At 62.7% G+C, this 26,464-nt stretch carries 28 protein-coding genes and 1 pseudogene; 13 read left to right on the top strand and 16 right to left on the bottom strand.

Annotated features, from left to right (window positions below):
- Positions 1–10: 10 nt before the first annotated feature.
- Complete coding sequence (locus ISN39_RS03700; RefSeq protein ID WP_194729215.1) at positions 11–742, top strand: metallophosphoesterase; 732 nt, start codon at positions 11–13, stop codon at positions 740–742.
- 84 nt (positions 743–826) lie between these two features.
- Here ISN39_RS03700 and ISN39_RS03695 read toward each other — a convergent pair whose 3' ends face one another.
- Positions 827–1,711 (bottom strand): LysR family transcriptional regulator, encoded by an 885-nt coding sequence (locus ISN39_RS03695; RefSeq protein WP_194729214.1) that lies wholly within the window; start codon positions 1,709–1,711, stop codon positions 827–829.
- A 79-nt stretch (positions 1,712–1,790) separates the two neighbouring features.
- Between ISN39_RS03695 and ISN39_RS03690 the strand changes: the two genes are divergently transcribed.
- A complete protein-coding gene (locus ISN39_RS03690) occupies positions 1,791–2,417 on the top strand; it encodes an isochorismatase family protein (protein WP_194729213.1) in 627 nt (208 codons plus the stop codon).
- 24 nt (positions 2,418–2,441) lie between these two features.
- On the opposite strand, the gene ISN39_RS03685 is transcribed toward ISN39_RS03690, so the two are convergent.
- Positions 2,442–3,104, bottom strand: coding sequence for an EF-hand domain-containing protein (locus ISN39_RS03685; protein ID WP_194729212.1), 663 nt, complete (start codon positions 3,102–3,104; stop codon positions 2,442–2,444).
- 161 nt (positions 3,105–3,265) lie between these two features.
- On the opposite strand from ISN39_RS03685, the gene tam reads away from it, so the two are divergent.
- Positions 3,266–4,036, top strand: a complete 771-nt coding sequence (gene tam, locus ISN39_RS03680; protein WP_194729211.1) for a trans-aconitate 2-methyltransferase — start codon at positions 3,266–3,268, stop codon at positions 4,034–4,036.
- A gap of 368 nt (positions 4,037–4,404) precedes the next feature.
- A complete protein-coding gene (gene zwf, locus ISN39_RS03675) occupies positions 4,405–5,916 on the top strand; it encodes a glucose-6-phosphate dehydrogenase (RefSeq protein WP_194729210.1) in 1,512 nt (503 codons plus the stop codon).
- Between the two features lie 54 nt (positions 5,917–5,970).
- Here zwf and ISN39_RS03670 read toward each other — a convergent pair whose 3' ends face one another.
- Positions 5,971–6,363: a hypothetical protein gene (locus ISN39_RS03670; protein ID WP_039844279.1), complete on the bottom strand. Its 393-nt coding sequence runs from the start codon at positions 6,361–6,363 to the stop codon at positions 5,971–5,973.
- A gap of 235 nt (positions 6,364–6,598) precedes the next feature.
- Between ISN39_RS03670 and ISN39_RS03665 the strand changes: the two genes are divergently transcribed.
- A complete protein-coding gene (locus ISN39_RS03665; RefSeq protein ID WP_194730095.1) occupies positions 6,599–8,167 on the top strand; it encodes a helicase HerA-like C-terminal domain-containing protein in 1,569 nt (522 codons plus the stop codon).
- A gap of 115 nt (positions 8,168–8,282) precedes the next feature.
- Here the strand turns inward: ISN39_RS03665 and ISN39_RS03660 are convergent, their stop codons facing one another.
- Positions 8,283–8,585 (bottom strand): alkylphosphonate utilization protein, encoded by a 303-nt coding sequence (locus ISN39_RS03660; protein ID WP_194729209.1) that lies wholly within the window; start codon positions 8,583–8,585, stop codon positions 8,283–8,285.
- A gap of 413 nt (positions 8,586–8,998) precedes the next feature.
- Here ISN39_RS03660 and ISN39_RS36075 point away from each other — a divergent pair, with 413 nt between their 5' ends.
- From ISN39_RS36075 to ISN39_RS36060, 4 genes and pseudogenes are all read left to right on the top strand, one after another.
- Positions 8,999–10,543 (top strand): ABC-F family ATP-binding cassette domain-containing protein, encoded by a 1,545-nt coding sequence (locus ISN39_RS36075; RefSeq protein WP_246763273.1) that lies wholly within the window; start codon positions 8,999–9,001, stop codon positions 10,541–10,543.
- A 301-nt stretch (positions 10,544–10,844) separates the two neighbouring features.
- Complete coding sequence (locus ISN39_RS36070) at positions 10,845–11,663, top strand: hypothetical protein (RefSeq protein WP_246763272.1); 819 nt, start codon at positions 10,845–10,847, stop codon at positions 11,661–11,663.
- Between the two features lie 155 nt (positions 11,664–11,818).
- Positions 11,819–11,966, top strand: a pseudogene (locus ISN39_RS36065) (transposase); the annotation flags it as partial.
- Positions 11,967–12,439: 473 nt separating this feature from the next.
- A complete protein-coding gene (locus tag ISN39_RS36060; RefSeq protein WP_246763271.1) occupies positions 12,440–12,889 on the top strand; it encodes a transglutaminase-like cysteine peptidase in 450 nt (149 codons plus the stop codon).
- A gap of 306 nt (positions 12,890–13,195) precedes the next feature.
- On the opposite strand, the gene ISN39_RS03635 is transcribed toward ISN39_RS36060, so the two are convergent.
- Genes ISN39_RS03635 through ISN39_RS03625 form a run of 3 tightly spaced genes read right to left on the bottom strand, consistent with a single transcriptional unit; the run spans position 13,196 to position 15,254 of the window.
- Positions 13,196–13,984 (bottom strand): VOC family protein, encoded by a 789-nt coding sequence (locus ISN39_RS03635; protein ID WP_194729206.1) that lies wholly within the window; start codon positions 13,982–13,984, stop codon positions 13,196–13,198.
- Between the two features lie 45 nt (positions 13,985–14,029).
- Positions 14,030–14,497 (bottom strand): DUF1579 domain-containing protein, encoded by a 468-nt coding sequence (locus tag ISN39_RS03630; RefSeq protein WP_194730094.1) that lies wholly within the window; start codon positions 14,495–14,497, stop codon positions 14,030–14,032.
- 31 nt (positions 14,498–14,528) lie between these two features.
- Positions 14,529–15,254, bottom strand: coding sequence for a thioredoxin family protein (locus ISN39_RS03625; protein ID WP_194729205.1), 726 nt, complete (start codon positions 15,252–15,254; stop codon positions 14,529–14,531).
- 89 nt (positions 15,255–15,343) lie between these two features.
- Here ISN39_RS03625 and ISN39_RS03620 point away from each other — a divergent pair, with 89 nt between their 5' ends.
- Complete coding sequence (locus ISN39_RS03620; protein ID WP_194729204.1) at positions 15,344–15,790, top strand: MarR family winged helix-turn-helix transcriptional regulator; 447 nt, start codon at positions 15,344–15,346, stop codon at positions 15,788–15,790.
- On the opposite strand, the gene ISN39_RS03615 is transcribed toward ISN39_RS03620, so the two are convergent.
- The 3 genes from ISN39_RS03615 to ISN39_RS03605 form a co-directional block, all read right to left on the bottom strand.
- Positions 15,791–16,543, bottom strand: coding sequence for an RES family NAD+ phosphorylase (locus tag ISN39_RS03615; protein ID WP_074067000.1), 753 nt, complete (start codon positions 16,541–16,543; stop codon positions 15,791–15,793).
- Entirely contained in the window at positions 16,503–16,886 is a 384-nt protein-coding gene (locus ISN39_RS03610) for an MbcA/ParS/Xre antitoxin family protein (protein WP_074070201.1), read from the bottom strand. The genes ISN39_RS03615 and ISN39_RS03610 overlap by 41 nt, the downstream gene beginning before the upstream one ends.
- A 226-nt stretch (positions 16,887–17,112) precedes the next feature.
- On the bottom strand, positions 17,113–17,535 hold the full coding sequence (locus ISN39_RS03605) for an organic hydroperoxide resistance protein (RefSeq protein WP_074060536.1): 423 nt from the start codon (positions 17,533–17,535) through the stop codon (positions 17,113–17,115).
- A 124-nt stretch (positions 17,536–17,659) separates the two neighbouring features.
- Here ISN39_RS03605 and ISN39_RS03600 point away from each other — a divergent pair, with 124 nt between their 5' ends.
- Complete coding sequence (locus tag ISN39_RS03600; RefSeq protein ID WP_022716337.1) at positions 17,660–18,127, top strand: MarR family transcriptional regulator; 468 nt, start codon at positions 17,660–17,662, stop codon at positions 18,125–18,127.
- Positions 18,128–18,166: 39 nt separating this feature from the next.
- Here the strand turns inward: ISN39_RS03600 and ISN39_RS03595 are convergent, their stop codons facing one another.
- Entirely contained in the window at positions 18,167–19,567 is a 1,401-nt protein-coding gene (locus ISN39_RS03595; RefSeq protein ID WP_074070200.1) for an MFS transporter, read from the bottom strand.
- Between the two features lie 116 nt (positions 19,568–19,683).
- Between ISN39_RS03595 and ISN39_RS03590 the strand changes: the two genes are divergently transcribed.
- Both ISN39_RS03590 and ISN39_RS03585 read left to right on the top strand, forming a co-directional pair.
- Positions 19,684–20,649 (top strand): LysR family transcriptional regulator, encoded by a 966-nt coding sequence (locus ISN39_RS03590; RefSeq protein ID WP_194729203.1) that lies wholly within the window; start codon positions 19,684–19,686, stop codon positions 20,647–20,649.
- Positions 20,650–20,798: 149 nt separating this feature from the next.
- Positions 20,799–21,671, top strand: a complete 873-nt coding sequence (locus ISN39_RS03585) for a cell wall hydrolase (RefSeq protein ID WP_194729202.1) — start codon at positions 20,799–20,801, stop codon at positions 21,669–21,671.
- A gap of 50 nt (positions 21,672–21,721) precedes the next feature.
- Here the strand turns inward: ISN39_RS03585 and ISN39_RS03580 are convergent, their stop codons facing one another.
- The 5 genes from ISN39_RS03580 to ISN39_RS03560 form a co-directional block, all read right to left on the bottom strand.
- Positions 21,722–22,435, bottom strand: a complete 714-nt coding sequence (locus tag ISN39_RS03580) for a L,D-transpeptidase (RefSeq protein WP_074066994.1) — start codon at positions 22,433–22,435, stop codon at positions 21,722–21,724.
- Between the two features lie 175 nt (positions 22,436–22,610).
- Positions 22,611–23,417 carry a L,D-transpeptidase gene (locus ISN39_RS03575; RefSeq protein ID WP_074066993.1) on the bottom strand — a complete coding sequence of 269 codons (807 nt, stop codon included), beginning with the start codon at positions 23,415–23,417 and terminating at the stop codon, positions 22,611–22,613.
- 117 nt (positions 23,418–23,534) lie between these two features.
- Positions 23,535–23,756 carry a hypothetical protein gene (locus tag ISN39_RS03570; protein ID WP_194730093.1) on the bottom strand — a complete coding sequence of 74 codons (222 nt, stop codon included), beginning with the start codon at positions 23,754–23,756 and terminating at the stop codon, positions 23,535–23,537.
- 41 nt (positions 23,757–23,797) lie between these two features.
- Positions 23,798–24,724, bottom strand: coding sequence for an alpha/beta fold hydrolase (locus tag ISN39_RS03565; RefSeq protein WP_194729201.1), 927 nt, complete (start codon positions 24,722–24,724; stop codon positions 23,798–23,800).
- Positions 24,725–24,816: 92 nt separating this feature from the next.
- Positions 24,817–26,463: a cisplatin damage response ATP-dependent DNA ligase gene (locus ISN39_RS03560; protein WP_194729200.1), complete on the bottom strand. Its 1,647-nt coding sequence runs from the start codon at positions 26,461–26,463 to the stop codon at positions 24,817–24,819.
- Position 26,464 lies beyond the last annotated feature (1 nt).

Genomic DNA, 26,464 nt, shown 5'->3' with positions numbered 1-26,464 from the left:
AGGTGGCGCCATGCTGATCGCCCAGATAAGCGATATCCACGCCAGCCCCGACAATGACGGCCTTGCCCGGCTTAAGAGGGCAATTTGCTGGCTCGCCACGATGCAGCCGGCTATCGTCGTGGTGTCCGGGGATCTTGTCAACGGCGGCTGGCGGGAGGGCTACCGGCAGATCATTTCTGCGTTGGAAAGCCTCGCGTGCCGCACCTTGATTCTCCCCGGCAACGTGGACGACCGCACCGTCATGCGCGAGGCGATGCCCGAGGCCGGCCATTGGGGCGATGACGAGAAAATGCATTTTGCCGAACCCCATGGAGACGCTTTGATCGTCGGCCTTGACACATGCGTCGACGGACATGCCCATGGTGACGTTACGGAGCACCTTCCGTGGTTGCGGCAGACGCTGGCGAGCGGTCCATCGGGCATACCCTTGCTCTTCACGCATCACCATGTTTTCCCCACGGGAATATCGCCTCTGGATGATGTCATGTGCAGGGGTGCAGATGCCTTGGGCGACCTGCTATCGAGTGGCATAAGGCGCCCCATCGCAATCTGCAGCGGCCACGTCCATCGGCCGATGTCGAGCCTGATCGCAGGCATTCCGGCCTACATATGCGGCTCGATCTGTCCCGCAAATCCTTTGCTGCTCGATCCCACACGTGAACCGCCTGTCACCGATCCTCCAGGCCTCATGATCCATGATCTTCGGAATGGCCGGCTGGTCAGCAGTCACGTTTCCCTCTGATAGAGAGATCTGGTGGATGACCAACCGTGGGCCCGGAGAGATCGAGGCATCCGCCAGCGTCCGCCTCATGCGCATAAGATCGGCTTAGAGCCTGTCCTTCGACACAGCGAATATCTCAGCCAAGCCATCCCATACCGCGCGGATGCGCGGGATATCGACCAGATTGGCCGGGGCAAGCATCCAGAGTTCGCGATCGGGCATTGCCTCGCCGCAATCGATCTCGACCAGAGCCGGATTCTGTTTCGCGACGAAGCGCGGAAGCATGGCGATGCCGAGCCCGGCGGCTGCGGCATTTGCCTGCACGACATTGCTGCTCGAGCGGAAGACGAAGGCATCCGGGCCGAATTTCGTTTCCAGCCAGCGCGCTTCGGCCACGCCGTCGCTATCCAGGTCAAATCCGATGAGGCGGGCTGGCCTGCTTTCCGCAACAGTCTCGGCGGCCGCTTTCGAGGCGTAGAAAGCGTATCCGATCGTCGCCACGCGTTTTCCGGTGAGATCACTGTCCTTCGGGTGCCCCAGCCGAAGGGCAATATCGGCCTCGCGCTGGGCAAGGCTCTGCACGCGGATATCGGTGACGATTTCGAGTTCGACGTCAGCAAGCCCGCGCAGCACATCGCCGAGCCGCGGCGCGATGACGAGATCGGCGATCGAACGGGTCGTCGTCAGCCGCACGCGACCGCTCGGGCCGTTCGAATAAGCCAGCCGGTCGCGGATCGCCCCAGCGGCACTCTCCATGGCACCCGCCTCGGACAGGATCGCGGTTCCGTGGCGGCTGAGCTGGTAGCCGTCGGCGCGCCGCTCGAAGAGCGCGAAGCCGAGAGCACTTTCCAGCGCGCCAACGCGGCGGGCGACGGTCGCATGGTTGACCTTCAGCGCACGCGCCGTTGCCGAAAGGCTGCCGTGCCTTGCCAGCGCCGCGAAAAAACGCAGGTCCTCCCAATCGATATCTGTGCGCTTTTGCTCAGGCATTGTGAATTGATAGCGAATATTCGCTCAGTACGAAAGCGGTTAGCGTCCTTGGCATCGATCCATCCAAGGAGATATGCCAATGGTTCCCCTCACCCTTCTTCAGCATGCGGGCGTCACGCCGAAAGCTGCCGACTGGTCGAAGTCGGTCGTTGTCGTCATCGACGCCCAGAACGAATATGTGGACGGCGGACTGCCGCTTCATGGCATCGCGGCACCCGTCGGCGAAATTCGCAAGTTGCTCGATGCGGCCCGGCGTGATGGCGTTCCGGTTATTCATATCGTTCACCACGCGGCGCCGGGCAGCGGCCACTTCGCGATCGGCTCGCATGGCGCGAAGATCATTCCCACGTTGACGCCGGCTGACGGTGAAGCCGTCATCCCGAAGACGCTTCCCAATGCCTTTGCCGGAACCACGCTTGCCGCAGCTCTCGCAGCAATTGCCAAGCAGACAGGGCGCTCCGATGTGATCCTCGTAGGCTTCATGACGCATATGTGCGTCAGCGCTGCGGCGCGTGCGGCACTCGATCTCGGCATCAAGGCGACCGTCATCGCATCCGCCGCCTTAAGCCGCGATCTGCCGGATCCGCTCGGCGGCATGATTCCGGCCGAGACCGTACATCGTACGGCGCTGGCGGAGATCGCCGACCGTTTCGCGACGGTCGTCCCGGATATAGCGGCGATTGTCAAACGGGCCGCAACGGCCTGACGGGCCGCAAGAAGCCGTCTCCCTCTACGGCTTCGCCCGCTTTTCCTGCTCTTCCCTAAATTGCCTGACGGTTGCGGCGCGCTCCGTCTTTTCGGCTTTCGAAAGAGCGCCGTCGCCGTTCTTGTCGTAGAAGGCGAAGGCGGAAAGGAGGAGCGCCTTGAACTCATCCTCCGTCAGTTTGCCGTCCTTGTTGGGGTCGATCGCCAGCAGGGCGGCGACGCGTTCCGTATCGCTCAGTCCGTAAGCGAGCGGCATGCGAGGCAGCGGCGGTGATTTCAGCGCTTCGTCGAGCGTCACGATACCGTCGCCGTTGCGATCGAAATTCGCAAAGCGCGCTTTCATGCCGAGTTCGGCCTCGTTGCGGCTTTCATAGAGGTTGGCGAGCTTGTACTCGTCGAGCGTCATGCGCCCGTCGGCATCGAGATCACCGGTGAAGAACGGCATTGCGGCGGCCGCCCTTTGGCGTGCGGCATCGACCTGCCGGAGCCTGGCGATATCGTCTTCATCGAGGGCACGGTCGGCACCGCTGTAGACGGCAAAGGGCTCCAGATGGCTGGACACATACTGGTCGCGCGCATTGCCCATGTCTTCCACAAGGAAAATCGGCGGAGCGGCCGGCGTCTCGGCCCTTGCGGACATTGCGGCGACCGATAGGCAGACTGCGGCAAAGACGAAACCGGCTCTCATGAATCCCCCAACCCAGAAACGACATCAATAATGCAACCCGCTCGTGCAGGCAATTCGAAGACAGCTGCACCACGCCGCATACAAGCGGCCGAGAATTGCTGCTAGCATGACGCGCTTTGAATCATTGCCGTATCGGAACACGGGAAAAACAGGAGGTGCCCATGGCCTGGTCTGCCAGCCAGTATGTGAAGTTCGAGGATGAGCGGACGCGCCCGGCGCGCGATCTCCTGGCGCAGGTGCCGCTGGAAAGGGTCAGCAAGGCGATCGATCTCGGTTGCGGGCCGGGAAATTCGACCGAACTCATCATCGACCGCTACGGCAAGGATGGCGTGTCCGGCCTCGACAGCGACCTCAACATGCTGGAGGCAGCGCGCAAGCGGCTTCCGGGCACCACCTTCACCGAGGCTGACCTTGCCACCTGGCAGCCGAATGAGCCTTCCGACCTGCTCTTCGCCAATGCCGTCTTCCAGTGGCTGCCCAACCATCTCGACATCTTCGACCGGCTGATGGACGGGCTTACCAGGGGCGGCGTGCTCGCCGTGCAGATGCCCGACAATCTCGGCGAGCCGACGCATCTGCTGATGGAGGAAAGCGCCCATGCCGGACCATGGAAGACGGCCTTCGAAAAGAAGAGCGTGCGCCGCAATCCCCTTTCCCAGCCGTCGGCCTATTACAGCCGCCTGATCGGCAAATCCGCGCGCCTGGATATCTGGCACACGATCTACAACCACCCGATGGCGGATGCCGCGGCCATCGTCGAATGGGTGAAGGCAACGGGTCTGATGCCCTACCTCGCGGCTGCCGGCCAAGAGCATCGCGAGGCGTTTCTCGCGGATTATCTTGGGCGTGTCGAGAAGGCCTATCCGAAGATGGCGGACGGGCGGGTGCTGCTCGGCTTCCCGCGGATTTTCATGGTGGCAGTGAAGGGTTAAGCGCGGCACGTTTCATGGAGTGCCGCGCAGTCGCCGCGTCGTCCCCGGGGGATGGTTCGGCTCTCCCTCATCTTTGTGCTTGTCACAGAGATCCAGCCACTGCGCGTCCGCGCCGTGAAGGACTCATTTGCCTTGAAGGGAACCTGCGCCGAAAGACTTGGGCGCGCTCGATGAGGGAAGGATAAATGACAGCGCCGAGGGCAACCTCTTGCTTGCCGCAGCCTTGCCTGAGATCGAGCGCTTGGAATGTTGCCCATCAACTGACTTGATGAGGGTAGGAGAAGCAGACCTGGTGACAACAGGCCACGCTTGCGGTAGCGCCCGGCGGCCTTATATTCCGGCGCTGACAATCACGGAGAGCGATCCCTATGCCAGACGCCAAGCCAACGCCGCCCACCACTCTGGTCATCTTCGGGGCGACCGGCGACCTTACCCGGCGGCTTCTCGTTCCGGCGATCATCAATCTCACCCGCGGCGCCATGGTTGGCGACGATCTCGACATTCTCGGCATCGGCATCGAGCCCGGCGGCGACGAGATGCTGCTCAAACGGCTAGACGATTTCCTGGCCGGCCTCGGCGACGGCGAACCGCTCGTCAAGGATCCGGCCTGGGCACGGTTGCGGCAGCGGATCAGCTATATTTCCGGCGATTTCACCGGCGACGATATTTATCTGGAGATCGCCAAACGCCTCACTTCGGCGCCGGGCGGCAATGCGGCCTTCTATCTCGCCGTGCCGCCCCGCTTCTTCGGCGGTATCGTGGAGAAGCTCGCGGCTCACGGACTTGCCGCCGAGAGTGAAAATAGCTTCCGTCGCATCGCCATCGAAAAGCCCTTTGGAACGGACCTCGCTTCGGCCCGTGCCCTGAACGCGCAGATCCTGAGCAAGGTCGGCGAAAGCCAGGTCTACCGGCTCGACCATTTCCTCGGCAAGGAGACCGTCCAGAACCTGCTGACGGCGCGCTTTGCGAACATGATGATCGAATCGCTGTGGAACAGCCGCTATATCGACCATGTGCAGATCACCGCAGCCGAAACCGTCGATGTCGGCAGCCGCGGCGCCTTCTACGACGCGACGGGCGCACTGCGCGACATGGTGCCGAACCATTTGTTCCAACTGCTCGCCATGATCGCCATGGAGCCGCCGAACAGCTTCGACGCCGAAGCGATCCGCAACGAGAAGAGCAAGGTGCTGAAGGCGCTGCGCGTCTTTACGCCCGAGGAGGCGGCAACACACGGCGTTCGCGGCGTCTATTCCGGCGGGACGCTGAACGGCGCTGAAATCCCCGCCTATCACCAGACGCCGCAAGTGGTGCCTGACAGCAGGACCGAGACCTTCGTGGCGCTGAAGCTTTATGCCGATACGTGGCGCTGGGCGGGCGTGCCCTTCTATCTGCGGACCGGCAAGGCGATGACAGCGCGCGACACGGAAATCGTCGTCGAATTCCAGCCCGTGCCGTTCGCGCAGTTCCGCGAGACCGACGTCACGCGCCGGCTGCCGCCGAACAGGCTGGTCATACAAGTGCAGCCGGACGAAGGCATGAGCCTGGAGATATCCATCAAATCGCCAGGGCTTTCGGTCGATACCGTGCCGGTTTCGCTCGACTTCCGCTATGCCGACCAGTTCGACATCGGTAAGATGACCGGCTACGAATCCCTTATCTACGACCTGCTGATCGGCGACCAGACGCTGTTCCAGCGGGCCGACGGCATCGAAGCCGGCTGGGCGGCGGTGCAGCCTTTTCTCGACCTGTGGGCGAAGGGCGGCGAGCCGGAAGCCTACGCCCCCGGCAGCATGGGGCCTGCCTGCGCCGACGGCCTCATCGAACGCGACGGGCGGCAATGGCATGCGCTGGACGTGGTGCATGCGAAGCACAAATAAAAACCCCGCTTCACATGGAAGCGGGGCTCTTTCCGATTCGGCATGAAGGCCGGATCAAACGAACTGGCTCAAGCCCGGGACCGAGGCGACGACCTCGTCGACGACTTCTTCGCCGGCATATTGCTTGGCAATGGCGATGGTTTCCTTCGCGAGCGAGGTGATTTCGCCCATGCCGAGGCCCTGGCTCATGAGCTGCTGGCCGAGGCCCATGATTCCGCCGCCGCCGAGCGCGCCCATCAAACCGCCGAGCAGACCGCCGCCACCGGCGCCTTCGCCGTTATACTGGGCGACGAGATCGGCGCCGCCGGGAATGGCTTCTATCATCTTGGCGACTGCTGCATCATCCCCTTCACGCTGCAGGAAGCCGAGCATCATGCCCAGCGCCTTCTCCGCCAGATCGGGCGCAATGCCCACGCGATCGGCAATCTGGGTCACAACTTCATTCATCGTCAGCCTCCTGTTATTTGACGTTGACGTCAACGTTATTCGAGTTTCGTCCGCAACTCAAGCCGCGCCGCCGAGAGCCGGCATTTTCCCCGGATTTGCTTTCAATGCAAACAGTTGTCGGCATCCCGGTCCCTGCATATAACAGGTGGACGATAGTAAGATGAATGCTGCGGCTTATTGCGATCTCCGCATTTCAAACGCAAGCGGCGGCATCGGCCGAAGGGAGAACTGCTTCATGCTCGAGGAAGGCAAGATTTTCATCGGCGCCAGCCGCAATACGGACGACAGCATCAACAAGCCGGAATATCTGGACCTGAAATTCGGCAACCGCCATGGCCTGGTGACGGGCGCGACCGGCACCGGCAAGACCGTAACGCTGCAGGTGCTGGCGGAAGGTTTTTCCAAGGCTGGCGTCCCGGTCTTTGCCGCCGACATCAAGGGCGATCTTTCCGGCATTGCCGCCAAGGGCGAAGCGAAGGATTTCCTCACCAAGCGGGCCGAGCAGATCGGCTTTGCCGATTACCAGTTCGACCAGTTCCCGGTGATCTTCTGGGACCTCTTCGGCGAGAAGGGCCACCGGGTCCGCACCACGATCGCCGAAATGGGGCCTCTGCTTCTGGCCCGCCTCATGGATGCCTCCGAGCCACAGGAGGGCGTCATCAATATCGCCTTCAAGATCGCCGACCAGGCGGGCCTGCCGCTGCTCGACCTCAAGGATTTCTCCTCGCTGCTGAACTACATGGGCGAGAATGCGAGCGAGCTTTCCAGCCAGTTCGGCCTGATCTCCAAGGCGTCCATCGGCTCGATCCAGCGTGCGCTGCTCGTTCTCGAACAGCAGGGGGCCGAGCATTTCTTCGGTGAACCGGCGCTGAAGATCACCGATATCATGCGCACCAGCAATAACGGTTATGGCCAGATTTCGGTGCTTGCGGCCGACAAGCTGATGATGAACCCCAGGCTTTACGCCACCTTCCTTCTCTGGCTGCTTTCCGAGCTTTTCGAAGAGTTGCCCGAAGTCGGCGATCCGGACAAGCCGAAGCTCGTCTTCTTTTTCGACGAGGCGCATCTGCTCTTCAACGACGCGCCGCGTGTCTTGACCGAACGCGTCGAGCAGGTCGTGCGGCTGATCCGCTCTAAGGGCGTCGGCGTCTATTTCGTCACGCAAAACCCGCTCGACGTGCCGGAAACGGTCCTCGCCCAGCTCGGCAACCGCGTGCAGCATGCGCTTCGCGCCTATTCGCCACGCGAGCAGAAGGCGGTCAGGACAGCCGCCGATACCTTCCGCCCCAACCCGACCTTCGATTGCGCCACCGTGATCACCAATCTCGGCACCGGCGAGGCGCTGGTTTCGACGCTGGAGACCAAGGGCGCGCCATCGATCGTCGAGCGCACGCTGATCCGCCCGCCATCCGGCCGCGTCGGCCCGGTAACGGAAGCGGAACGCCGTCAGATCATGGACCGGAGCCCGGTACTTGGGATCTATGACGAGGATGTCGACCGTGACTCTGCCTTCGAAATGCTCACAGCCCGCGCGAAGAAGGCTGCCGAAGCGGAAGCCGCCAAGCGGGCGCAGGCAGAGGCCGAAGCGCAGCAGACGAGCGCCGGAACGACCTCTGGCTGGACTCTGCCCGGTTTCGGCGGCAGCGACGACGAACAGCCGAACCGCGGCCAATCGCGCGGGCGTTCGTCCGGCTATCAGCGAGAGACGGTCGTCGAGGCGGCGATGAAAAGCGTGGCGCGGACGGTTGCGACGCAGGTCGGCCGGGCGCTGGTGCGCGGCATTCTGGGGAGTTTGAAGCGGTAGGTCGCGGAGGCAAGCCTGAAGGGTGAAGCCATTCGGCAGCTTACCTCCCTGTGCCTTGCCGGGCAGATGGGATGCCAAAGGGTATATCAGGCCTGGCTCGGCGAGATTTGTATCCTCAACGCTTGCGGACGAATTCCGTGCGCAGGACAAGGCCCTTGATAGTGTCGTGGCGGCAGTCGATCTCTTCCGGGTTGTCCGTCAACCGGATCGACCTTATGACCGTGCCCTGCTTCAGGGTCTGATTGGCACCCTTGACCTTCAGATCCTTGATGAGCGTGACGGAATCGCCGTCGTTGAGGATATTTCCGGCAGCGTCGCGGACCTCGACGGCCGCCTGCGCGGCGGCAGCCAATTCCGAAGCCGGACGCCATTCGCCCGTCACTTCGTCATAGACGTATTCGTCGTCATCGCCCGCCATGGTCGTCTCTCCTAAATCAAGAATTTCCCGGTCGGGCCGCTTATAACAGCCAGCCTGTCCTGCGCAAGTTCGGCCGCGCAGAGCAAGTGCCTGATGCGACCGCTTTGGTTGCATTCCTGCATAGGTGATGATATTTCATGCTTGCACTCTAAAGAGAAAGGAGGGTCGCGTGCATAATTACTATTTCCGGTTCAACCGTCAGCGCGGCCCCGTCAACGCCCTGCAAATGCGTTTGCAGGGCTGACCAGAGACCTTTCTCGCAAAACCTCTCTTCTGGTCTGCCCGTTGTGGCCTGCAGCGCCGAGCTTTATCGCTTGAGCGTCTGCGATTTCGATCCACGGCTGACGCATCGCATCGATGATGGCCCAGGAGCCCTCGATGGATGATCGCGCGGTCAAGACCAGAGAACGATCATGACTCTCCTCAATATCCGCAATCTCGGCATCACCTTGTCGAGCCCTTTGTTTTCCAGGCTCAATCTCGTCGTCAATGCTGGCGACCGCATCGGCATCGTGGCCGCCAACGGCCGCGGGAAATCGACGCTTTTCCGCTGCATCGCCGGCACGCTGGAGCCGACCGAAGGCGACATCACCAGGGCGCGCGGGCTGACGGTCGGCTATGTCGAGCAGAATGTGCCGCCTGCCCTATTCGCCAAGCCATTCTACGACGCCGTTCTCGATGCGCTCGCTCCGGAGCAGGCGGTAACCGAGAGCTGGCGCGTCGATGTCGTGCTGGGATCTCTGGAGGTGCCGGAGGAGTTGCACCGGCGTTCGCTCTCGGCGCTCAGCGGCGGGTGGCAGCGGCTGGCGATGCTTGCCCGTGTCTGGGTGACCGAACCCGACCTCTTGATGCTCGACGAGCCGACCAACCATCTTGATCTCGGCAAGATCGCGCGGCTGGAGGAATGGCTGAATGCGCTCCCCCGCGACGTGCCGGTGATCCTGGCCAGCCATGACCGCGCCTTCCTCGACGCCGTGACGAACCGCACGCTCTTCCTGCGGCCGGAGCAATCGCAGATCTTCGCTTTGCCCTATTCCCGGGCGCGGGCTTCGATCGACGAGCTCGATGCGGCAGATGCGCGCCGCTACGAGCGCGACATGAAGACGGCGGAGCAACTGCGCAAGCAGGCGGCGAAGCTCAACAATATCGGCATCAATTCCGGCAGCGACCTGCTGGTCGTCAAGACCAAGCAGCTGAAGCAGCGCGCCGAAAAACTCGAGGATGCGGCAAAACCCGCGCATCTGGAGCGTTCGGCGGGTGCGATCCGGCTTGCCAATCGCGGCACGCATGCCAAGGTGCTGGTGACGCTGGACGATGCGGCGGTTGAGACGCCGGACGGCACGCTGCTCTTCAAGACCGGCAGGCAGTTCATCTGCCAGGGAGACCGGATCGTGCTGCTCGGCGAAAACGGCGCCGGCAAGACGCGGCTGATCGCCATGCTGCGCAAGGCGATCGCGAACCCGGAGACGGCCGAGAACGGCATCAAGGCCACGCCTTCGCTGGCGCTCGGCTACGGCGACCAGGCGCTTGCCGATCTGCGCGATGCCGACACGCCGATGGACACGATCATCCGCCGCTTCGACGTCGGTGACCAGCGCGCGCGCACACTGCTGGCCGGCGCCGGCATGTCGATCGAGATGCAGGGCCGCCCCATCGGCCAGCTTTCCGGCGGGCAGAAAGCAAGGCTCGGCATGCTGGTGCTCCGGCTCTCCAACCCGAACTTCTACCTGCTCGACGAACCCACCAACCATCTCGACATCGACGGGCAGGAAGCGCTGGAAGGCGAGCTGATGGCGCACCAGGCAAGCTGCCTGCTCGTTTCCCACGACCGCAGCTTCGTGCGCGCCGTCGGCAGCCGCTTCTGGCTGATCGAGAAGCGGCGGCTTGTGGAAGTGGAGAGCCCCGAAAGGTTCTTTTTGCGTCGGCAGCTGGTAGGGTTAACATCTTCCCCCGCTTGAAAGCGGGGGGATTTCCGAGGGGGCGCGAAGCTCCGCCGATGGTTATCGCTTCAACGGAGAGCGGCTGCCCTTCCTCCACGATCATAGACGCCGTGTTCCGACGCAGGATGTTGATTGCAGCATTGTGGTCGGCATGGGCGCGCAAGCCGCATTGGCAACAGCGGAAAGACGCTTGGCTTTCGCGGCTTTCCCTGTCCACGGCTCCGCAGGCCGAACAGGTCTGCGAGGTGTGGCGGGGATCGACCTTGCACAGGTATCCGCCCCGTTCTTCGAGCTTGTAGGCCAACACGGTTTCAAAGCCGTGCCAGCCTTGTTCGAGGATCGCCCGGTTCAGGCCCGCCTTCTGGCAGACGTTGGTTGCGGGCGCGTCCACGGTTCCCCTGGCGCTGCGCGTCATGTTGCGCGTGGCGAGGTCTTCCAGCACGACCGTTGCGAAGCGACGGGCGATATCAAGACTGGCCTTGTGCCGCCAATCCTGCCGGATGCGGGCAGCACGGGCCTGCAAGGCTGCAACGCGGCGGCGGGCCTTCGCGTGGCGACGCGACCCGCGCTTGCGCCGCGCCAGAACGCGCTGGGCCCGGCGCTTCCTGGGCTCGATCTCCGCAAGGCCGGCAGGCATCCACCAATGCTCCCCGGTCGAAAGCGTCAGCGTGTTCGCCACGCCCCGGTCGATCCCCACGGCGGGCAAATCGTTTTGCGGGACGGCATGGTCGATTTCGCAGGCGAAGACGATGTGCCAGCCGTTCGCCGCCAGGCTCACCGTCACATTCATGGTCTTGCCACGCAGGCGCCGCGTGTCGCGGAACTTCACCCAGCCGATCTTGGGAAGGCGCGCGGCGGACCACTTGCCGTTCAGGCGCTTGACCTCGATCTCCCGCCCCTGAAAGCGGAAGGCGCTGTTCACGCCCTTCTTGCGGGGCGAGGGATATCCTGCGCGCCCGGCGAAGAAGTTGGCATACGCCTTATCCAGATCGCGCAGGGCCTGCTGCTGGGGCGTCACATGCACGGCGGCAATCCAGTCGAACGCGGCCCGCAGGGCGGTCAATTCCCGCGCCTGGGCGATGTCGTTCAAGCGGTTACCGGTCTCCAGTCCCTGCGCTGCTCCAGCGCCAGATTATAGACCAGCCGCACAACACCCGCGAACTGCCGCAACAGGACTTCCTGTTCGGCGGTCGGAGCGAGCTTGTAGCGGAAAGCGCGGTGGATCATGTTACGATTCTATCAATTGCTCCAAGGAGCGCAACCGTGGATCGCACCGGCAGGCATGTCGTCTACATGCTCCATGGTCATTTGGCAGGCCTTTGTCACGAAATACCGCCGTGACGTTCTGTCAGAACCGGCAATCCGCCACCGGCGGCGCATCTTCGCCAAGGTGTGTCGCGACTTCGAGGCCGAATTGATCGAATGCGACGGCGAGGACGACGGCCGGGTCCGCGTAGGCATGGGACAGCCAGGCGCTGGTGCCGACAAGAACGAGATTCGCCTGGCCGCTTGCTTTGATCGCACCGGCGACCGTCGGCACGATGACGCTCTTGCCGAGGATGACGACCGTATCGGCCGGCTGAAGCTGGGCCTTCGACTTCTGCACGACATTGGCGGCGGCCGCATCGCTGAGATCGAAACGTGCGTCCCGGCATAGGTGCAGCCGCCTGCGCGGATGGCATCCGCGAGCCGCATCTCAGACGCAGGCGGAAAATCCTTCGGCGCGAAAACCATCACCTTCTTGTGGCCGCCCGCGGCAGCCGCCCGGATGCCTTCGAGCGCGCTGTCGAGTTCGCCCGAGGCGAAGTTGTAGACATTGCCGGCAGTTGCCGGAACGTCGTCGCCAAGATTGACCAACGGCGGGCGCTGATCGGAAGACATAGCGGCGATTGCCGATGTGACGGCGGGCGAAGCATGGCTGATGAGCAGCGACGAATTGCGCCCCTTGGCGGCGCTGACGGCGACAGGCACGGCACCTGCGCCGTTCGAAACATCGACGACCTTGATGAAGACCTGGCCGTGGCGGAGCTCGCCGACGCTGAGGGCTGCGCCGTCGCGCACATCGCGGGCGGCACCCTCGTAAACGCCGCTCGCACCTCTCGGCAGCAGCAGCGTAATCTCCGTACCGGCCAGAAGCGCCACTTCTACCATGCGGTGCTTTCGGTCGCCGTCGATGGCAACTACTTCATCCTGGACAACATGCGCGACCGGGTGCTGCCCGACAGCCGCTTGCCCGACTACCAGCCGCTTTTTTCGATCGCCCGCGGCAAAGGGTATCTGCACGGGCTGCGGGCCGGCAACAAGCAGGTTGCCTCCCGCATGCCGCTGGAAAAGGTCGCACCGGGCGAAGGCGCGGCACACTGAGACAAACCAAAACGCATGACGTTCAAAGCGGTCGCATGATCCGGCCGCTTTTTTCGTTTCATGCGTCGGTCAGTAGCGGGAAATATAACCACGCAGATATAGCCGATTATGCATCCACCCAAAAATGTTCAGGAAGGGTTAACCTTGCGGGGCGCTTTTCGGGCGGGAACGATAAAATTTGCATAAAATTTAGAGATTAGCGGGACGGATTTTGCCGCTCAAATGAAAGGGGCGGCCCGCTTCCAAGGGCCGCCGCCGATCACTTTCCGTATCTCGATTCGCCGTTTCCGGGATGTTGCTGCGAGGTCAGCGGCCCGGCGCGACGAGGCAGAAGAAAGCGCCCTGCGGGTCCGTCGCATTGATGATCCAGCTGCCGCCGGGCACTTCCATCGGACCGACGATTACCTTGCCGCCGCCCGCATTGACGCGTTCGATGGCGCTGTCGATCGCCGGCACGTTGAAGTAATAGCCCCAATAGCACATCGGCACACCGGCGGGTTTGGTCATCATGCCGCCGATCTGTTTTCCATGTTCGGCGAAGATGCGATAAGCGCCCATCTCGCCCATGTCGAAATCGTGGTCCTTGGTCCAGCCGAAGACCTTCGAGTAGAAGGCGAAGGCTTCCTCCATGTTGCCGGCCATCAGTTCGTGCCAGCCGATATGGCCGGGCGTACCCATTTCCGGCTCCCAGCCGCTATCGCCCTCCATTGGCAGCGGCGTCATGATGCAGAGGACGGCCCCGTGCGGGTCGGCGACGACGGCAAAGCGGCCGATGGTCGGGATGTCTTCGGGGGGGCGGCGGATCTGGCCGCCGTTCGCCTCGAAATCCTTCGCGGATTGGTCGACATCGTCGACACAGACATAGCCTGTCCAGTTCGGCGGAATGCCCTGCCCTTCGAGCTCGGCCGGAAAGGTCATCATGCCGGCGACGCCGCGGCCGTCCGCCTCGAAGATGGTATAGGGGGAAGGAAGGTCCTCCATCGGCATCTCTTTCGTCGTCCAGCCGACGACAGAGCTGTAGAAGCCGGCGGCAGCCTTGGTATCCGTCGTCATCAGTTCGCACCAGATGAATTTGCCATGCGTGTCGGAAGCCATGATCTTTTTCCTTTTCGTGCCTATGGAATCGGGTTTGGTTCGCGATCACGGCTTGCGCGTGTAATGCGCCTCCATAAACTGCTTCCAGCTGCCGTCCGGCTGCTTGGCCGCCGAGTTGAAGGTGCGGTGATCGTCATCGGCGAAGATGATCTGCTCGCGGTAGTCCTGCTCGGCGCCTTGGTTCTGGAAATCGGGGCCACGGGTATAGAGGCTGAGCACCTTGCCGTCGGGCGATACATCACCCTCGTAGACCCACATGTGGTCCATCATCGAGCCGATCCAGCTACCGACATATTTACCCTTGGCCGCATTGTAGCCGAGGGTGAGCATGGTGGTGGCAGCCCCGCCGCCCGGCATCTCGCCATTGCCTTCGGCAACGAACCAGATGCCGTGCAGCGAGCGCACGATCTCCGTCCATTGCTGGTCAGCGGTCATTTCGGATGCCGTGACATCCCATACGCCCACCAACCTCTCGAGGAAGCGGTGCTCCTCCAACGCTTTTGCAGTTTCCATCATCCTTCTCCCTTGGCGATGTTCGCAGATTTCAGTGACGGGATTGCGTCTTTCGAGCGCCCTCGTATTCGTCGTGGCGCTTGACGAAATCCATCGTGCCTTCCTCGTTGCGGCCCTTCGGCGCGCGGTCGAGGATCATCAGCGTGCCGATCAGTTCCTCCGGCCCACGGGCATAGCTAGAGTAGGTATGGAAGATTTCACCCCGCTCGTTCTTGTAGAAGGAACTCAGCCCCGGCAGTTCGTCATGGGCCTCGGCGGGTTCGATCGCGGTGAAATTGTAGAAAACCTTATCCTTGGCGAGATCTTCCGGGCTGAAGGAAACGTGGTAGTCGAAATTGAAATCGCTGCCGAAGGACGAAACCCAGGGGAACTTCCAGCCCATGCGCTTCTTGTAGGCCTCGATCTTGGCGAGCGGCGCGCGCGAAACCGCGACCCAGGTGACGTCGTGATGGTTGAGATGCGGCAGCGCGCCATCCACGTGATCGGAAAGGAACGAGCAGCCGGTGCAACCGGCCTCCCAATCCGGACCGAGCATGAAATGGTAGATCATCAGCTGGCTGCGGCCGTCGAAGAGATCGGATAGGCCCTTCTTTCCCTGCGGCGTGTTGAAGACATAGTCCTTGTCGACCTTGACCCAGGGCATGGCCAGGCGCTCGGCATTGATCCTGTCTCTGAGATGCGTTGCTTCCTTCTCCTTCAAAAGCAGCGCCTGGCGGGCCTCCAGCCATTGTTCACGGGAAACGACTTGATTCTGCATCGCGAGCGCCCTCCTCCGGCGCCGCCGGCAAGACCGGCATTCGTTCTCATTCGCTTGACTAAATACATTGATATCAATAGAAATAGGGCATGTCAAACGCGATAGAAATTCCCTTTTCGACGACACTGCTGGTACGGGACACCTGCCTGTGCCTGCATGTTCAGCGCGCCGCGCGAGCACTCGCACGGCTTTTCGACGATGCGCTTCGTCCGGTCGGGCTCACCAACGGGCAGTTCTCGCTGATGATGTCCCTCAACCGGCCGGAGCCGCCGCCGATGGGGCCTGTGGCCAATGTTCTCGCCATGGACCAGACGACGCTGACGGCCGCGCTGAAACCGCTGCAACGCCGTGGCTGGGTAAATGTAACGCAAAATCCGAAAGACAAGCGGGGGCGGCTGCTCAGCCTGACGCCGGAGGGCAAGGCGGTGCTCGCCGCAGCGCTGCCAATCTGGGAAAGGACGCATGCAGCGCTGGAAGAGAAGCTGCCTGGCGGCAGTGGCGAGCGGCTGCGGAGCGCGCTGCAGGCGCTCGCCTGATCAACGGGCGATGCGTGGATCGTTGCCGAAATCGCTCCTGGCAAAGCCGATCCGCATCTTCGGAAATTCGCACAGCGCCTGAACGCCTGCCGGCGACAGGCGAATGCGCCATGTCTGGCGCTCGGCCGGTTCGCGGGCGCTGAAGGCCTTGGCCGTCAGCAGCGCGATATTCTTGCCGTGATGCGGATCGCGGACGGATTCATAAAGGATCGCTTCGGTGCCGATCGCGCGGGCGGTATCGGCAAGCGCCTGGCAGGGTTCGCAATTCATAGGATCGGTCCATGTCGGGCGATCGCGGTTGAGCGGCGGCAAAGTCAAATCGAGCGCGGCCTTCGTCCCGACGAGAGCCGCAAAGGCGGTGTATTCGGCTGCATTCGCAGGCAGAGGCGTCTCAGGAGAATCCGCGAAGAAGAGCAGGCGGTAGAAGGCCATCTCGGAAAGCGCCGTCTCCACCTTTTCCGAAGCGTAGAAAACGCCGAGCGTGCGCCCTGCCCTGCGAAAGCGCGAGCCATGCGGGTAGACAGCGCCGTAGCGGAAGGGCGTGGCGAGCAGATAGTCGAGACCGGCGCATTCGGGCGGCAGCGCCGGCTTGCTCTCCTCGAGCAGTGTTTCGAGCAGCGCCTGCTCTTCCAGCGTATCGACGAGCTTCAGCGTCGAGATATGATGCTGTGCCTCCACCAGGCGCCAGAAACTGCCGGATATCGCGCGCGCCTCAGACGAGAGCGCGGCGGGCGTCCAGATAGGCAAGGACATCGGTCAATCCGGAAATGCTGGCGATCTTTTCAAGCGGTGCGGCACCGAGCGCGGTATTGGCGTTGCGCAACCATTGCCTGGCAACCGCCTCGTCGCCGCCGACGATCGCATCCAGCGAGCGGAAGAGACGGACAAGCAGGACAGCGAGCTCAAAGGACTTGCTGCCAGGCTCCAGAAGATGATCCTGCCGCTTCATGCGCGAGACAGTGGCTTCCGATACGCCGAGAACGACGGCAAGCACGCGGGCGCTGATGCCGAGCCGGTCTGCGGCATTGACCGCCGCCTTGGTGATCACCGCGGCTTCGGATGTCCGGCGGCTGTCCTGAAGATGCAACGAGGTCATCGGCATATCCTTTCCTTGGAAATAATATAGCGATTATATTTCAGATGAAAAGGGTGCCGCTTGTTTCCTTTCCGCAGCTGGGGAGAAGTGCCGGAGCGAAGCCGAGGCGATGAGAACGCCATGAGCGAGCGTCTGAGGCAAAAGCGAAGACGACATTTGCCGTGTCGCTCCCTCATCCCGGCCCTTCGGGCCACCTTCTCCCCGGCGGGGAGAAGGTGATTCCGCATCAGGCCACCGTGACCGGAACTTCGGTCGAGGTGCGCATGGCGTGGCTGTAGGGGCAGACGATGTGGGCGGCGGCGGCGAGCTTTTCAGCCTCGGCCTTATCCAGGCCGGGGATATTGACGGTGAGCGCCACGTCGATGCCGAAGCCCGTGCCGTCTTCACGCGGACCAATGCCGACCTTGGCGGAAACCGTCGTGTCTTCCGGAATCTTGACCTTCTGCTGGCCCGCGACAAATTTCAAGGCACCGAGGAAGCACGCGGAATAGCCGGCCGCGAAGAGCTGTTCGGGATTGGTGCCGGTGGCGCCATCGCCGCCGAGTTCCTTCGGAACAGTCAACGTCACGTCGAGAACGCCGTTTTCGGAAACGGCGCGGCCTGCGCGGCCACCGGTGGCGGAAGCTTGGGTCGTATAGAGGATAGGCATGTCAGTCTCCTTTGCGTTGGGGCTGGATTTCATATATTGCACAATTAAATTGTACGCAAGTGAATTTCGCAAATTGCATTCGGAATCTGAAAAGAGGAGAATTGCACCTCAAAGGAACAGGACCATGAAAGCGCAGATGGCAAAGACGATGGAAATCCCGCAAGAGGAGAGGCGGCTGGAGAAACAGCTCTGTTTCGCGGTCTACGCGACGGCGCATGCCTTCACGCGCGCCTACAAGCCGATCCTCGACAAGGTCGGCCTCACCTATCCGCAATATCTGGTGATGCTCGTGCTCTGGGAAAAAGCCGAACTTCCGGTGAAGACGATCGGCGAGCAGCTCGACCTCGATTCGGGCACGCTCTCGCCGCTGCTCAAGCGGCTGGAGCAGACCGGGCTGATCAAGCGCACCCGGGACGCACGCGACGAGCGGCAGGTGATCGTTTCGCTGACGCCGAAGGGCCGGTCGATGAAGAGCGAGGCGGCAACGATCATGACGGCCATCGGCCAGGCGGCCGGCTGCACGCTCGAGGAAATGGCGGAAATCCGCGGATCTTTGCAGAAGCTGCGCGGGAACCTGAATGCAGCCGTGTGAGAAATCGCCCGCGCCTTTAAGCGCGGGCGTTCGCAGATTTTACTCGGCGGCCTGATAGGCTGCGGCGCGCAACGGCGACGTCCTCGGACCGATGGCGGCGAGAAGCACGACCGCAACGGCAAGCAACGCCGTGAAGGCGACGCCTGCCACATAAGGATCCCAGCCGAAGGACGGCGCCGCGCCGAAGACCGCGGAGGCGGCCGCGAGCACGATGCCGCCGCCGATCTGGAAGGCGGCAAAGAGCATGCCGGAGGCCAGGCCCGATTTGTCTTCCTCGACATCAGCGAGTGCCGCGACCTGAACGGAGGGATAGGTCAGCGCGTAACCGAGGCCGAGCGGGACCTGCGACAGGACGACGAGCAGGATCGGATTGATGTCACCGACAGCCGCGACCCAGAAGATATAGCTTGCTGCCTGCAGCGCCACGCCGAGCGCCATGAGGCCCGTGGTGCCGCGGTTCTGCGCGATCGCGGCAAAGCGTGGCGCCAGGAACATGACGAAGACGCCGCCTAAAGCGAAGCAGAAGCCGGTGCTGAAGGCCGACCAGCCGAGCTCGTTCTGGTAATAGAGCGTCGCGATGAACTGGAAGCCGACATAGACGCCCTGGAAAAGGGCGGCGACGGCATTGGCATGGCTGAGTTTTGCCCGGCGGAACATCGCAAGCGGCACCATCGGATCGGCATGTCGGGCCTCAACGGCAAGGAAGAGCAGGATCAGGACGGCGGCCGCAGTCAGTGCGCCCCAGGTGGGAAAGGCGCTCCAGCCGTCGGCTGCGGCGTTGGTGATGCCGAAGACGAAGAGCAGCAGGCCGGGGGTGATGGTCAAGGCGCCTGCCCAGTCAAAGCGCGGACGGCCGGCTCCCCGGCGCTCGTCTGCGGGCAGGACGAATGGCGCGATCGCCAGCGTGAGGATCGCCACCGGAGCGCCCATGACGAGTGTCGCCCGCCAGCTGAAAATGGTGGCCGCACCGCCGAGCACCATGCCAAGCACGAAGCCGGCGGCGCCGGTGGAGGAGAAGACCCCGAGCGCCTTGGCGCGGGCGCTGCCCTCTCCGAAGACGGAAAGCAGAAGCGCCAAAGCGGCCGGTGCAGTGAAGGCCGCGGCGATGCCCTTGATCAGACGGGCGGCAATCAGCGTCGGCCCGCTGTCGACAAAGCCGCCCGCGATACTCGCAGCTGCAAAGACGGCAAGCGACCAGAGAAAGACGCGGCGGTGGCCGAAAACGTCGGCAACGCGACCGCCGAGCAGCAGGAAGCCGCCGTAGCCGAGGACATAGGCGCTGACGGCCCATTGCAGCGAAGTTGCCTGCATGCCGAGTTCGGCCTGAATGGCGGGAAGCGCGACGCCGATGGTCGAAACGTCCATGGCGTCAAGGAAATTGGCGGCGCAGAGCAACAGCAATGCCAGCCCCGCCCCTCTTCGAGATTGTGTGAGAGTCATCGAGATCGTTCCTTTTGCTGCCGCGCTGGTTGGGAGGAAGCGGCAGAGGATCGAGAAAATGATCATCTCCGAATCCTATTGCAAATTGATAGTAACCATGCCAGGTATTACTGATAATGATGAATGACGCGATCCTTCGGAAAATCGACCTGAACCTCCTGCTGGCCTTTTCCGTGCTGATGCAAGAACGCAATGTCAGCCGCGCGGCCGAGCGGCTGCTGCTTGGCCAGCCGGGACTTTCGGCGGCGCTGCGGCGGCTGCGCGAAGCACTCGACGACGAATTGTTCGTCCGCGTCGGACGCGGCCTGCAACCGACGCCGCGCGCGCTTGCCATCGCGCCGGCAATCGAGGATGCGCTTTCCGGCATCGAGCGGGCCATCCGCCCGCCCGCCGCCTTTGACCCCGCCAGCTGGAAGGGCGAATTCCGCATCGGCCTGTGCGACAATCTCGAATCAGCCTTCTTCGGTCCGCTCGCGGCGCGCCTGCGGGAACTGGCGCCGGGCGCCCGGCTGGTCGGTGTGGCTTTCCACAAACGCGACGCCGCACGCCTGCTCGACGAGGGCGCCTATGATTTCAGTGTCTCGATCCACGACGAGCCCGCTTCCTGGCATATCCGCGATCCGCTCTTCGACCAGTGTTCGATCTCGATCTACGATCAGAAGCAGCTCAGGTTGAAGACCCCGCTGACCCTTGAGGACTTCGCCAAGGCAGACCATGTCGGCGTCTCGTTCGAAGGCAGCAATGGCTCGACCAATGTCGATATCGCGCTTGCCCGCTTGGGGCACAGCAGGCAGGTGGTGGCCACCGTGCCCCGCTTTTCCGCCTTGCCGACGGCGCTGCGGGCGATGCCGGCGATCGCGACGATCCCGGAATCGATCGCCCGCTGCATGGCGCAATTGCATGGGCTAACGGTTTCAGTGCCGCCAATCCCGCTGCCTGCCGAACCGGTCACCATGCTTTACCGCCGCGTCGACCGGGCGGACGGACGCTCCGTCTGGTTCCGCCGGCTCTTCATCGACGTTGCCAGCGCTGCACTCGAAGCATCCGGCTGCCGGATGGGCATTTCCAGGGCGGCCGCCTAGCGAATCAGCCGCTGGAGACCTCATCTTCCCTTTGAAATATAAGGATTTTTCCTAAATCACGAAATGTGTTTGGAATATTTACGAACGTGAGGTAAAACGTTTTCGCGACGTGATTTGGGCTGAACTATCACAATAGGAGGCACCGGCCGTTGAGGGCGCGATACGCATTGGGCAAAACCATCTCCGGGATTCTCTTCGCCGGACTGGCTGCAACAGGGTGCACGACGGCCGCCAAGGCGCCACCGCCGACTGCACGTCCTTCTTCCACCGCGAAACCAGCATCAGCCAAAGTGACTTATAATTACACGGCACGGGACCGCGATTGTCTGAAGCGCGCCATGTATTTCGAATCCGAACACTCGGATCGCGATGGCTATATGGCGGTCGGAACCGTGGTAATGAACCGGCTCACATCGCCCGCCTATCCCGACACGATTTGCGAGGTCGTAGCGCAGGAAAAGCAGTTCGCGCCCGGCGTCATGACCAGGGTCGTCGACCCGAAGGCCGGACCGGAACTTGATTCCGCCGTGGACGGAATCTTGCGCGGGGAACGGCATCCCGGCGTGCAGAACGCCATGTTTTTCCACACCGACGGCCTGAAATTCCCCTATCGCAACATGCATTATGTCGTCGAGGCCGGCGGCAACGTCTTTTATGAAAAGCGCGGCAGGGACGGAGCCTTGCAAACGCCGGCACCTCTGCCGGCCTATGACGTCGCAATGAACTACGTTTCCGACCCGCGGCTATCGGGTCCGGTTCAGTTCGCAGGCGTGCAGCCGTTCGCGACTTCCACACAAATCGACGTGTTGCTCCCGGAGAAGGGGCCAATCCCGAGGGCCATGCCCGATGTGGCATCGATACCGGATGCCACCACGACCTCCGCCATTCCGGCCGCTCCCCCGGCATCGACGACTCCAGGCACGGTCATGCCGCCGGAAGGATCGCCAATCGCACTGCCGACGCCCCGCCCCGCCTACAACAGCGCAGGACTCGCTGCCGGCCATCTGCCGGCGGGCGGCTGAGGCCGATCAGAAAGACTTCCTTCCGATCGGAAGGAAGTCGAGTTCATTCATCACTGCCAGACGACGATCGGCGTCTTGTTCGGCACGCGGTCGTAGAGATCGATGATATCCTGGTTCAGCAGGCGGACGCAGCCGGACGAAACGGCCTTGCCGATCGACCGCCATTCCGGATTGCCGTGCAGGCGGTAGAGCGTATCCTCGCCATTCGAGAAGATATAGAGCGCGCGCGCGCCGAGCGGGTTCAGCAGGCCAGGCTCCATGCCGCCGCGTTCGATCGAATACTTTGCGAGTTCCGGCTGGCGGGCAACCATCTCATTCGGCGGCTTCCAGCGCGGCCACTTCTGCTTCCATTGGATGACGCCGTTGCCAGACCAGGCAAAGCCTTCGCGTCCGATGCCGACGCCGTAGCGCATCGCTGTCCCGCCCGGCTGGACGAGATAAAGGAAGCGCGACGGCGTATCGACGACGATCGTGCCTGGACGCTCGCCTGTCGGGTCGATGACCTGCTGGCGATAGTAGCGCGGATCGATCTGCTGGTAGGGGACGGCGGGGATCAGGAAGCCGCCGTCCTCGATGGGACCGTATATCACCTCAAGCTCGGCATCCGTGGGAGCGGGCGTCGTCTCGAAAGGGCGTGGGAAACGGAAACCGACGGGCTGGACGCTCGGTGCCGACGTGGAAGCGCAGCCAGCGAGCGCGGAGGCCGCCGTCAAAGCCGAAAAGGAGAGAAAGTTGCGGCGGGAGAGAGATTTTTCGAGACTCATGCGCGGGACGGATTTCCTTCTGTCGCGGGGAGAGCCGGCATGCGGCACGCACCCCGGTTGGTTCATTCAACGCCGGTGACGAGTCGGAAATCTATCTGCCGCTGCCAAATAAACCATACCCTCACGAAGTCGTGTCCCCGTGCGGACAGACGATATCGCCTGCCCTGTTGCGCCGCTACATCACAACGATCTCGGCCTTGGCCGGAACGCGGTCGTAAAGGTCGACGACGTCCTGGTTGAGCATGCGCACGCAGCCCGACGACGTCGCCTTGCCGATCGATTGCCAATCCGGTGTGCCGTGCACGCGATAGAGCGTATCCTGGCCGTCGTTGAAGATGTACATGGCGCGGGCGCCGAGCGGATTTCCGAGGCCAGGATTCATGCCGCCGTTTTCGGCCGAGAAGGGGCGGATATCCGGCTGGCGCGAGACCATTTCGGCAGGCGGCGTCCAGCGCGGCCATTTCTGCTTCCACTGGATGACGCCGCGGCCCGACCAGGCGAAGCCTTCGCGGCCGATGCCGACGCCGTAGCGGATCGCCTTACCGTTCGGCTCGACGAGATAGAGATGGCGGGCGCGCGTATCGACGATGACAGTGCCCGGCTTCTCCTGCGTCGGGTAGTCGACTTCCTGACGGAGATACTCGGGGCTGACGCGGCTGACCGGAATGGCCGGCAAAAGGAAATCGCCATCGCGAAGCTCGCCGTACAAGGCGGCGTTCACCGGATTGGTGACCGGCAGGCCGTAGGTCTGGTTGAATTGCGTCGAGTAGAGATCGCGCACCTGCGGCACCGGCGGATCGGGGATCGCCCTTACCTTGCGCGGATCAACGCCCGGCGGCTCATAGAAGACCGGCGAAGTCTCCTGCACGAAGCGGGCCGGGTCGGTCGCGCCCGTATCAGGAACAAGAACGTTGCAGCCGCTGAGGCCAAGGACCGCCACGGCAAGGCCGGCAAAGGGAAACACCCGGCGCGAAAAATCCATAAAGCCACCCTTTTATCCATTGTCAGCGGAGCGATATCTGGCGGGAGGATGGCATTTGCGGCTGGCGTGAAGCTGGCGTCAGCACCGGAAAACTTGCCGGCTTCACGAGACTGGACATCACACGAGCACAACGCCGTGGCCGTAGACGGTCGCCAGTTCGCGCACAAGCTGCGCTTCATGTTCGGTGAGCTTGCGAACATCCACAAAGCGCCAGTTGCGCTCATAAAGGGCGAAGGCTTCCTTTGCGGAAATGGCGCATAGAGGATCGCGATCCATCAGGAGCGATTTCAGCTCCGGGAAGTCGTTCGGAATGATCTCGTCTGCCATTTGCGCCATCATGCGTCCAATATAGACCGTCGCGGCGAAAATTGAAGACGCGTTCAAGCGGCCACCCCACGGAAAAAACGGATGCTTTGCTCGATCTCGGCCGGCAGCGCGGAGGTGTGGTTGCCGGCCACCCTATCGGTCTCGATGCGGATACCGGCCGCACGGGCGCGGGCAGCGAGCAGGCCGGCACGGTCGTTGAATTGATCCTCTTCCGTGCCGTGAACGACGTGGACGGGGCACTTGAAGCTTTGCGCGTAGCAGAGCGCCGAGCGGACCTCGAATTCGTGCTTGTTGCCGTCGTCGAAGCGCATGTCCTGCGGGTAGCGATTGAAGAAGCGGAAGGCGTCCGGATTGCCGGAAATCGGGGCGGCGGCGCGGAAACGGTGCGTGCTCATGGCGGCAAGCATAGTCAGCGTGCCGCCGATGCTGTGGCCCGCCACAAAAAGCCGGCTTGGGTCCACACCCGGCAGATGCGCCAGCCGGTCGGCGGCGGCAAGAACGTCGTCCACCTCGTCGTAGAAGCCGGAAAAATTGCCCATCTGGCCATTTTCACCGCGGACAGACGGCATCAGCACCACGAAACCCGCCTCGGCATAGGGTTTCAGGAGCTGCCACTGGCCAGCACCCATGGCATTGCCGCCATGAAGGAAAAGCACGCCGGGCTTTGCGTGGTGCCCGCGCTTGTATTTGCTGACCCAGGCCGCCAGTTCGAGCTCGCCGCCAGCGCCCGAGCGGTAGAATATCTGCTCGCCATCCGGCGGCGTGGCCAATGCCTCGTATTTGTCCGGCGCGGGCCCCTTCTGCAGCAGCTTCGTGCGGAAGCGGCGGCGAACCTTGGCATAGTCGTGGGTGATCAGGCGCGGCTGATCCGGAACATTAAAGGCGGAGGCGGCGCGGGGGAGCATGAGGGCACCCGCGATACCGGCGAGGACAGCGCGGCGTTTGCGGAAAAAGGCATTTCGATCGTCGTCAAAGGACATGACACAGCACCCGATAGCCCCCGGGGCACTCAAATATCTGCACCAGAACGGCATTTCGGCCAATACATATTGCGTTGAAATCCGGCCCTGCGTCATTGTCGCGCAGGCGGGCCTATTCCACGGCTTTCGTCGATCATCGCGACCAGCGTTTCGAGGCGGTCTGCCTCATAGGAAGGCTTGTCCGGCCGTAGCCGGGAGATGCGCGGAAAGCGCATCGCCACACCGGACTTGTGCCGCGTCGAGCGGTTGATGCCTTCGAAGGCGACCTCGACGACGAAGCCGAACTCCCGATCTGCGCGCACGGCACGAACCGGACCGAAACGCTCGATGGTGTTGTTGCGGACGAATTTATCGAGCAGCTCCAATTCCTGATCGGTGAAACCGAAATAGGCCTTGCCGACGGGCACCAGCTGTTCGCCGTCCGGCGTCTCGGCCCAGACACCAAAGGTGAAATCGGAATAGTAGCTCGAGCGCTTGCCATGGCCACGCTGGGCATACATCAAGACGGCGTCGACGTTGTAAGGATTGCGCTTCCACTTGAACCACGGGCCCTTCATGCGGCCCGCCTGATAGATGCTGTCCCGACGTTTGATCATCACGCCCTCGATCACCGGGTCGGGCGGCGAAGTCCGCAGCTCGTCCAATTCCTCCCATGTCGAAAAGGCGACGAGCGGCGAGAGGTCGAACCGATCGTGCGGCGCCTGCTCGATAATCTCCGAGAGCCGGTCGCGGCGGTCGATGAAGCTATGGCCGCGCACATCCTCTTCGCCGTCGAACAGCAGGTCGTAGGCACGGATGAAGGCCGGGTATTCGTCGAGCATCTTCGCCGTCACCGTCTTGCGGTTCAATCGCTGCTGAAGGTCGGAAAAGGTTCTCGTCGGGCTGTTCGAGCGTGCGGTTCCGCCGACGAGCAGTTCGCCGTCGAGCACGCCGTTGAAGCTGATGGACTCCAGAATATCCGGGAAGGCATTGGAGATGTCGTCGCCGGAGCGTGAATAGATCTTGCGCGTTTCGCCGGAGCGGGAAAGCTGGACCCGGATACCGTCCCACTTCCATTCCGCCGCATAATCCGCCGGGTCGAGGCTGGTGAGATCGTTGTCTTCCACCGGATGGGCGAGCATGACGGAATGGAAGATCGCGGGCGTCGCGAGCACTGGCTTGCCGCCCCTGCCCTCCAGCCATTCGAAAAGTGATTCATAGGGCGGCTCCAGACCGTGCCATAGCGTCTCGATCTCGATCACGTCCTTTCCACCGAGATCGGACAGCGCCTGCTTGGCAAGCCGTGCCGAGACGCCGATGCGCATGGCGCCGGTGGCAAGCTTGATGAAGGCGAAGCGGCCAGACGGATCCAGCCGGTCCAGCGTATCGCGCACGAAACTGCGAACCTCGGTGCGGCCGAGCGAATTCATACGGGTGATGACCTCGCCGAGGCGTGGCTGGACGAAGGCGGAGCGCTCGATGTCCTTTTCGTTGTCCCAGACGAGCGAGATCGTTTCGGCGAGGTCGCCGACATAGTCGTAGGAGTAGCGGAACAGCACCTCGTCCATCCGCTCAAGCGTCAGATCGCGGAGCATGGCAGGCTTGACGTTGCGCACTTCGAGCGTGCCGGCGATCGCCGCAAGGCCATAGCCGCGGTCCGGGTCGGGTGTGTCGCGGAAATAGTCGGTCAGGAGCTTCAGCTTGCCGTTGCGGCTGGGCGTCAGGACGAGACGGTCGAGGAGATCGGCGAAGGGTTTCATG

Origin of the sequence: Rhizobium sp. 007, from assembly GCF_015353075.1 — a bacterium.
Classification (GTDB): domain Bacteria; phylum Pseudomonadota; class Alphaproteobacteria; order Rhizobiales; family Rhizobiaceae; genus Rhizobium.
Note: the sequence above shows the minus strand (reverse complement) of the source record. Positions and strands in the feature narration are given on the sequence as shown.

Bases quoted from the DNA above. Each gene is read 5' to 3' on its own strand.
- ISN39_RS03700 (WP_194729215.1), top strand. From the start codon at position 11: ATGCTGATCGCCCAGATAAGCGATATCCACGCCAGCCCCGACAATGAC.
- ISN39_RS03695 (WP_194729214.1), bottom strand. From the start codon at position 1,711: ATGCCTGAGCAAAAGCGCACAGATATCGATTGGGAGGACCTGCGTTTT.
- ISN39_RS03690 (WP_194729213.1), top strand. From the start codon at position 1,791: ATGGTTCCCCTCACCCTTCTTCAGCATGCGGGCGTCACGCCGAAAGCT.
- ISN39_RS03685 (WP_194729212.1), bottom strand. From the start codon at position 3,104: ATGAGAGCCGGTTTCGTCTTTGCCGCAGTCTGCCTATCGGTCGCCGCA.
- tam (WP_194729211.1), top strand. From the start codon at position 3,266: ATGGCCTGGTCTGCCAGCCAGTATGTGAAGTTCGAGGATGAGCGGACG.
- zwf (WP_194729210.1), top strand. From the start codon at position 4,405: ATGCCAGACGCCAAGCCAACGCCGCCCACCACTCTGGTCATCTTCGGG.
- ISN39_RS03670 (WP_039844279.1), bottom strand. From the start codon at position 6,363: ATGAATGAAGTTGTGACCCAGATTGCCGATCGCGTGGGCATTGCGCCC.
- ISN39_RS03665 (WP_194730095.1), top strand. From the start codon at position 6,599: ATGCTCGAGGAAGGCAAGATTTTCATCGGCGCCAGCCGCAATACGGAC.
- ISN39_RS03660 (WP_194729209.1), bottom strand. From the start codon at position 8,585: ATGGCGGGCGATGACGACGAATACGTCTATGACGAAGTGACGGGCGAA.
- ISN39_RS36075 (WP_246763273.1), top strand. From the start codon at position 8,999: ATGACTCTCCTCAATATCCGCAATCTCGGCATCACCTTGTCGAGCCCT.
- ISN39_RS36060 (WP_246763271.1), top strand. From the start codon at position 12,440: ATGGCTGATGAGCAGCGACGAATTGCGCCCCTTGGCGGCGCTGACGGC.
- ISN39_RS03635 (WP_194729206.1), bottom strand. From the start codon at position 13,984: ATGGCTTCCGACACGCATGGCAAATTCATCTGGTGCGAACTGATGACG.
- ISN39_RS03630 (WP_194730094.1), bottom strand. From the start codon at position 14,497: ATGGAAACTGCAAAAGCGTTGGAGGAGCACCGCTTCCTCGAGAGGTTG.
- ISN39_RS03625 (WP_194729205.1), bottom strand. From the start codon at position 15,254: ATGCAGAATCAAGTCGTTTCCCGTGAACAATGGCTGGAGGCCCGCCAG.
- ISN39_RS03620 (WP_194729204.1), top strand. From the start codon at position 15,344: ATGTCAAACGCGATAGAAATTCCCTTTTCGACGACACTGCTGGTACGG.
- ISN39_RS03615 (WP_074067000.1), bottom strand. From the start codon at position 16,543: ATGTCCTTGCCTATCTGGACGCCCGCCGCGCTCTCGTCTGAGGCGCGC.
- ISN39_RS03610 (WP_074070201.1), bottom strand. From the start codon at position 16,886: ATGACCTCGTTGCATCTTCAGGACAGCCGCCGGACATCCGAAGCCGCG.
- ISN39_RS03605 (WP_074060536.1), bottom strand. From the start codon at position 17,535: ATGCCTATCCTCTATACGACCCAAGCTTCCGCCACCGGTGGCCGCGCA.
- ISN39_RS03600 (WP_022716337.1), top strand. From the start codon at position 17,660: ATGAAAGCGCAGATGGCAAAGACGATGGAAATCCCGCAAGAGGAGAGG.
- ISN39_RS03595 (WP_074070200.1), bottom strand. From the start codon at position 19,567: ATGACTCTCACACAATCTCGAAGAGGGGCGGGGCTGGCATTGCTGTTG.
- ISN39_RS03590 (WP_194729203.1), top strand. From the start codon at position 19,684: ATGATGAATGACGCGATCCTTCGGAAAATCGACCTGAACCTCCTGCTG.
- ISN39_RS03580 (WP_074066994.1), bottom strand. From the start codon at position 22,435: ATGAGTCTCGAAAAATCTCTCTCCCGCCGCAACTTTCTCTCCTTTTCG.
- ISN39_RS03575 (WP_074066993.1), bottom strand. From the start codon at position 23,417: ATGGATTTTTCGCGCCGGGTGTTTCCCTTTGCCGGCCTTGCCGTGGCG.
- ISN39_RS03570 (WP_194730093.1), bottom strand. From the start codon at position 23,756: ATGATGGCGCAAATGGCAGACGAGATCATTCCGAACGACTTCCCGGAG.
- ISN39_RS03565 (WP_194729201.1), bottom strand. From the start codon at position 24,724: ATGTCCTTTGACGACGATCGAAATGCCTTTTTCCGCAAACGCCGCGCT.
- ISN39_RS03560 (WP_194729200.1), bottom strand. From the start codon at position 26,463: ATGAAACCCTTCGCCGATCTCCTCGACCGTCTCGTCCTGACGCCCAGC.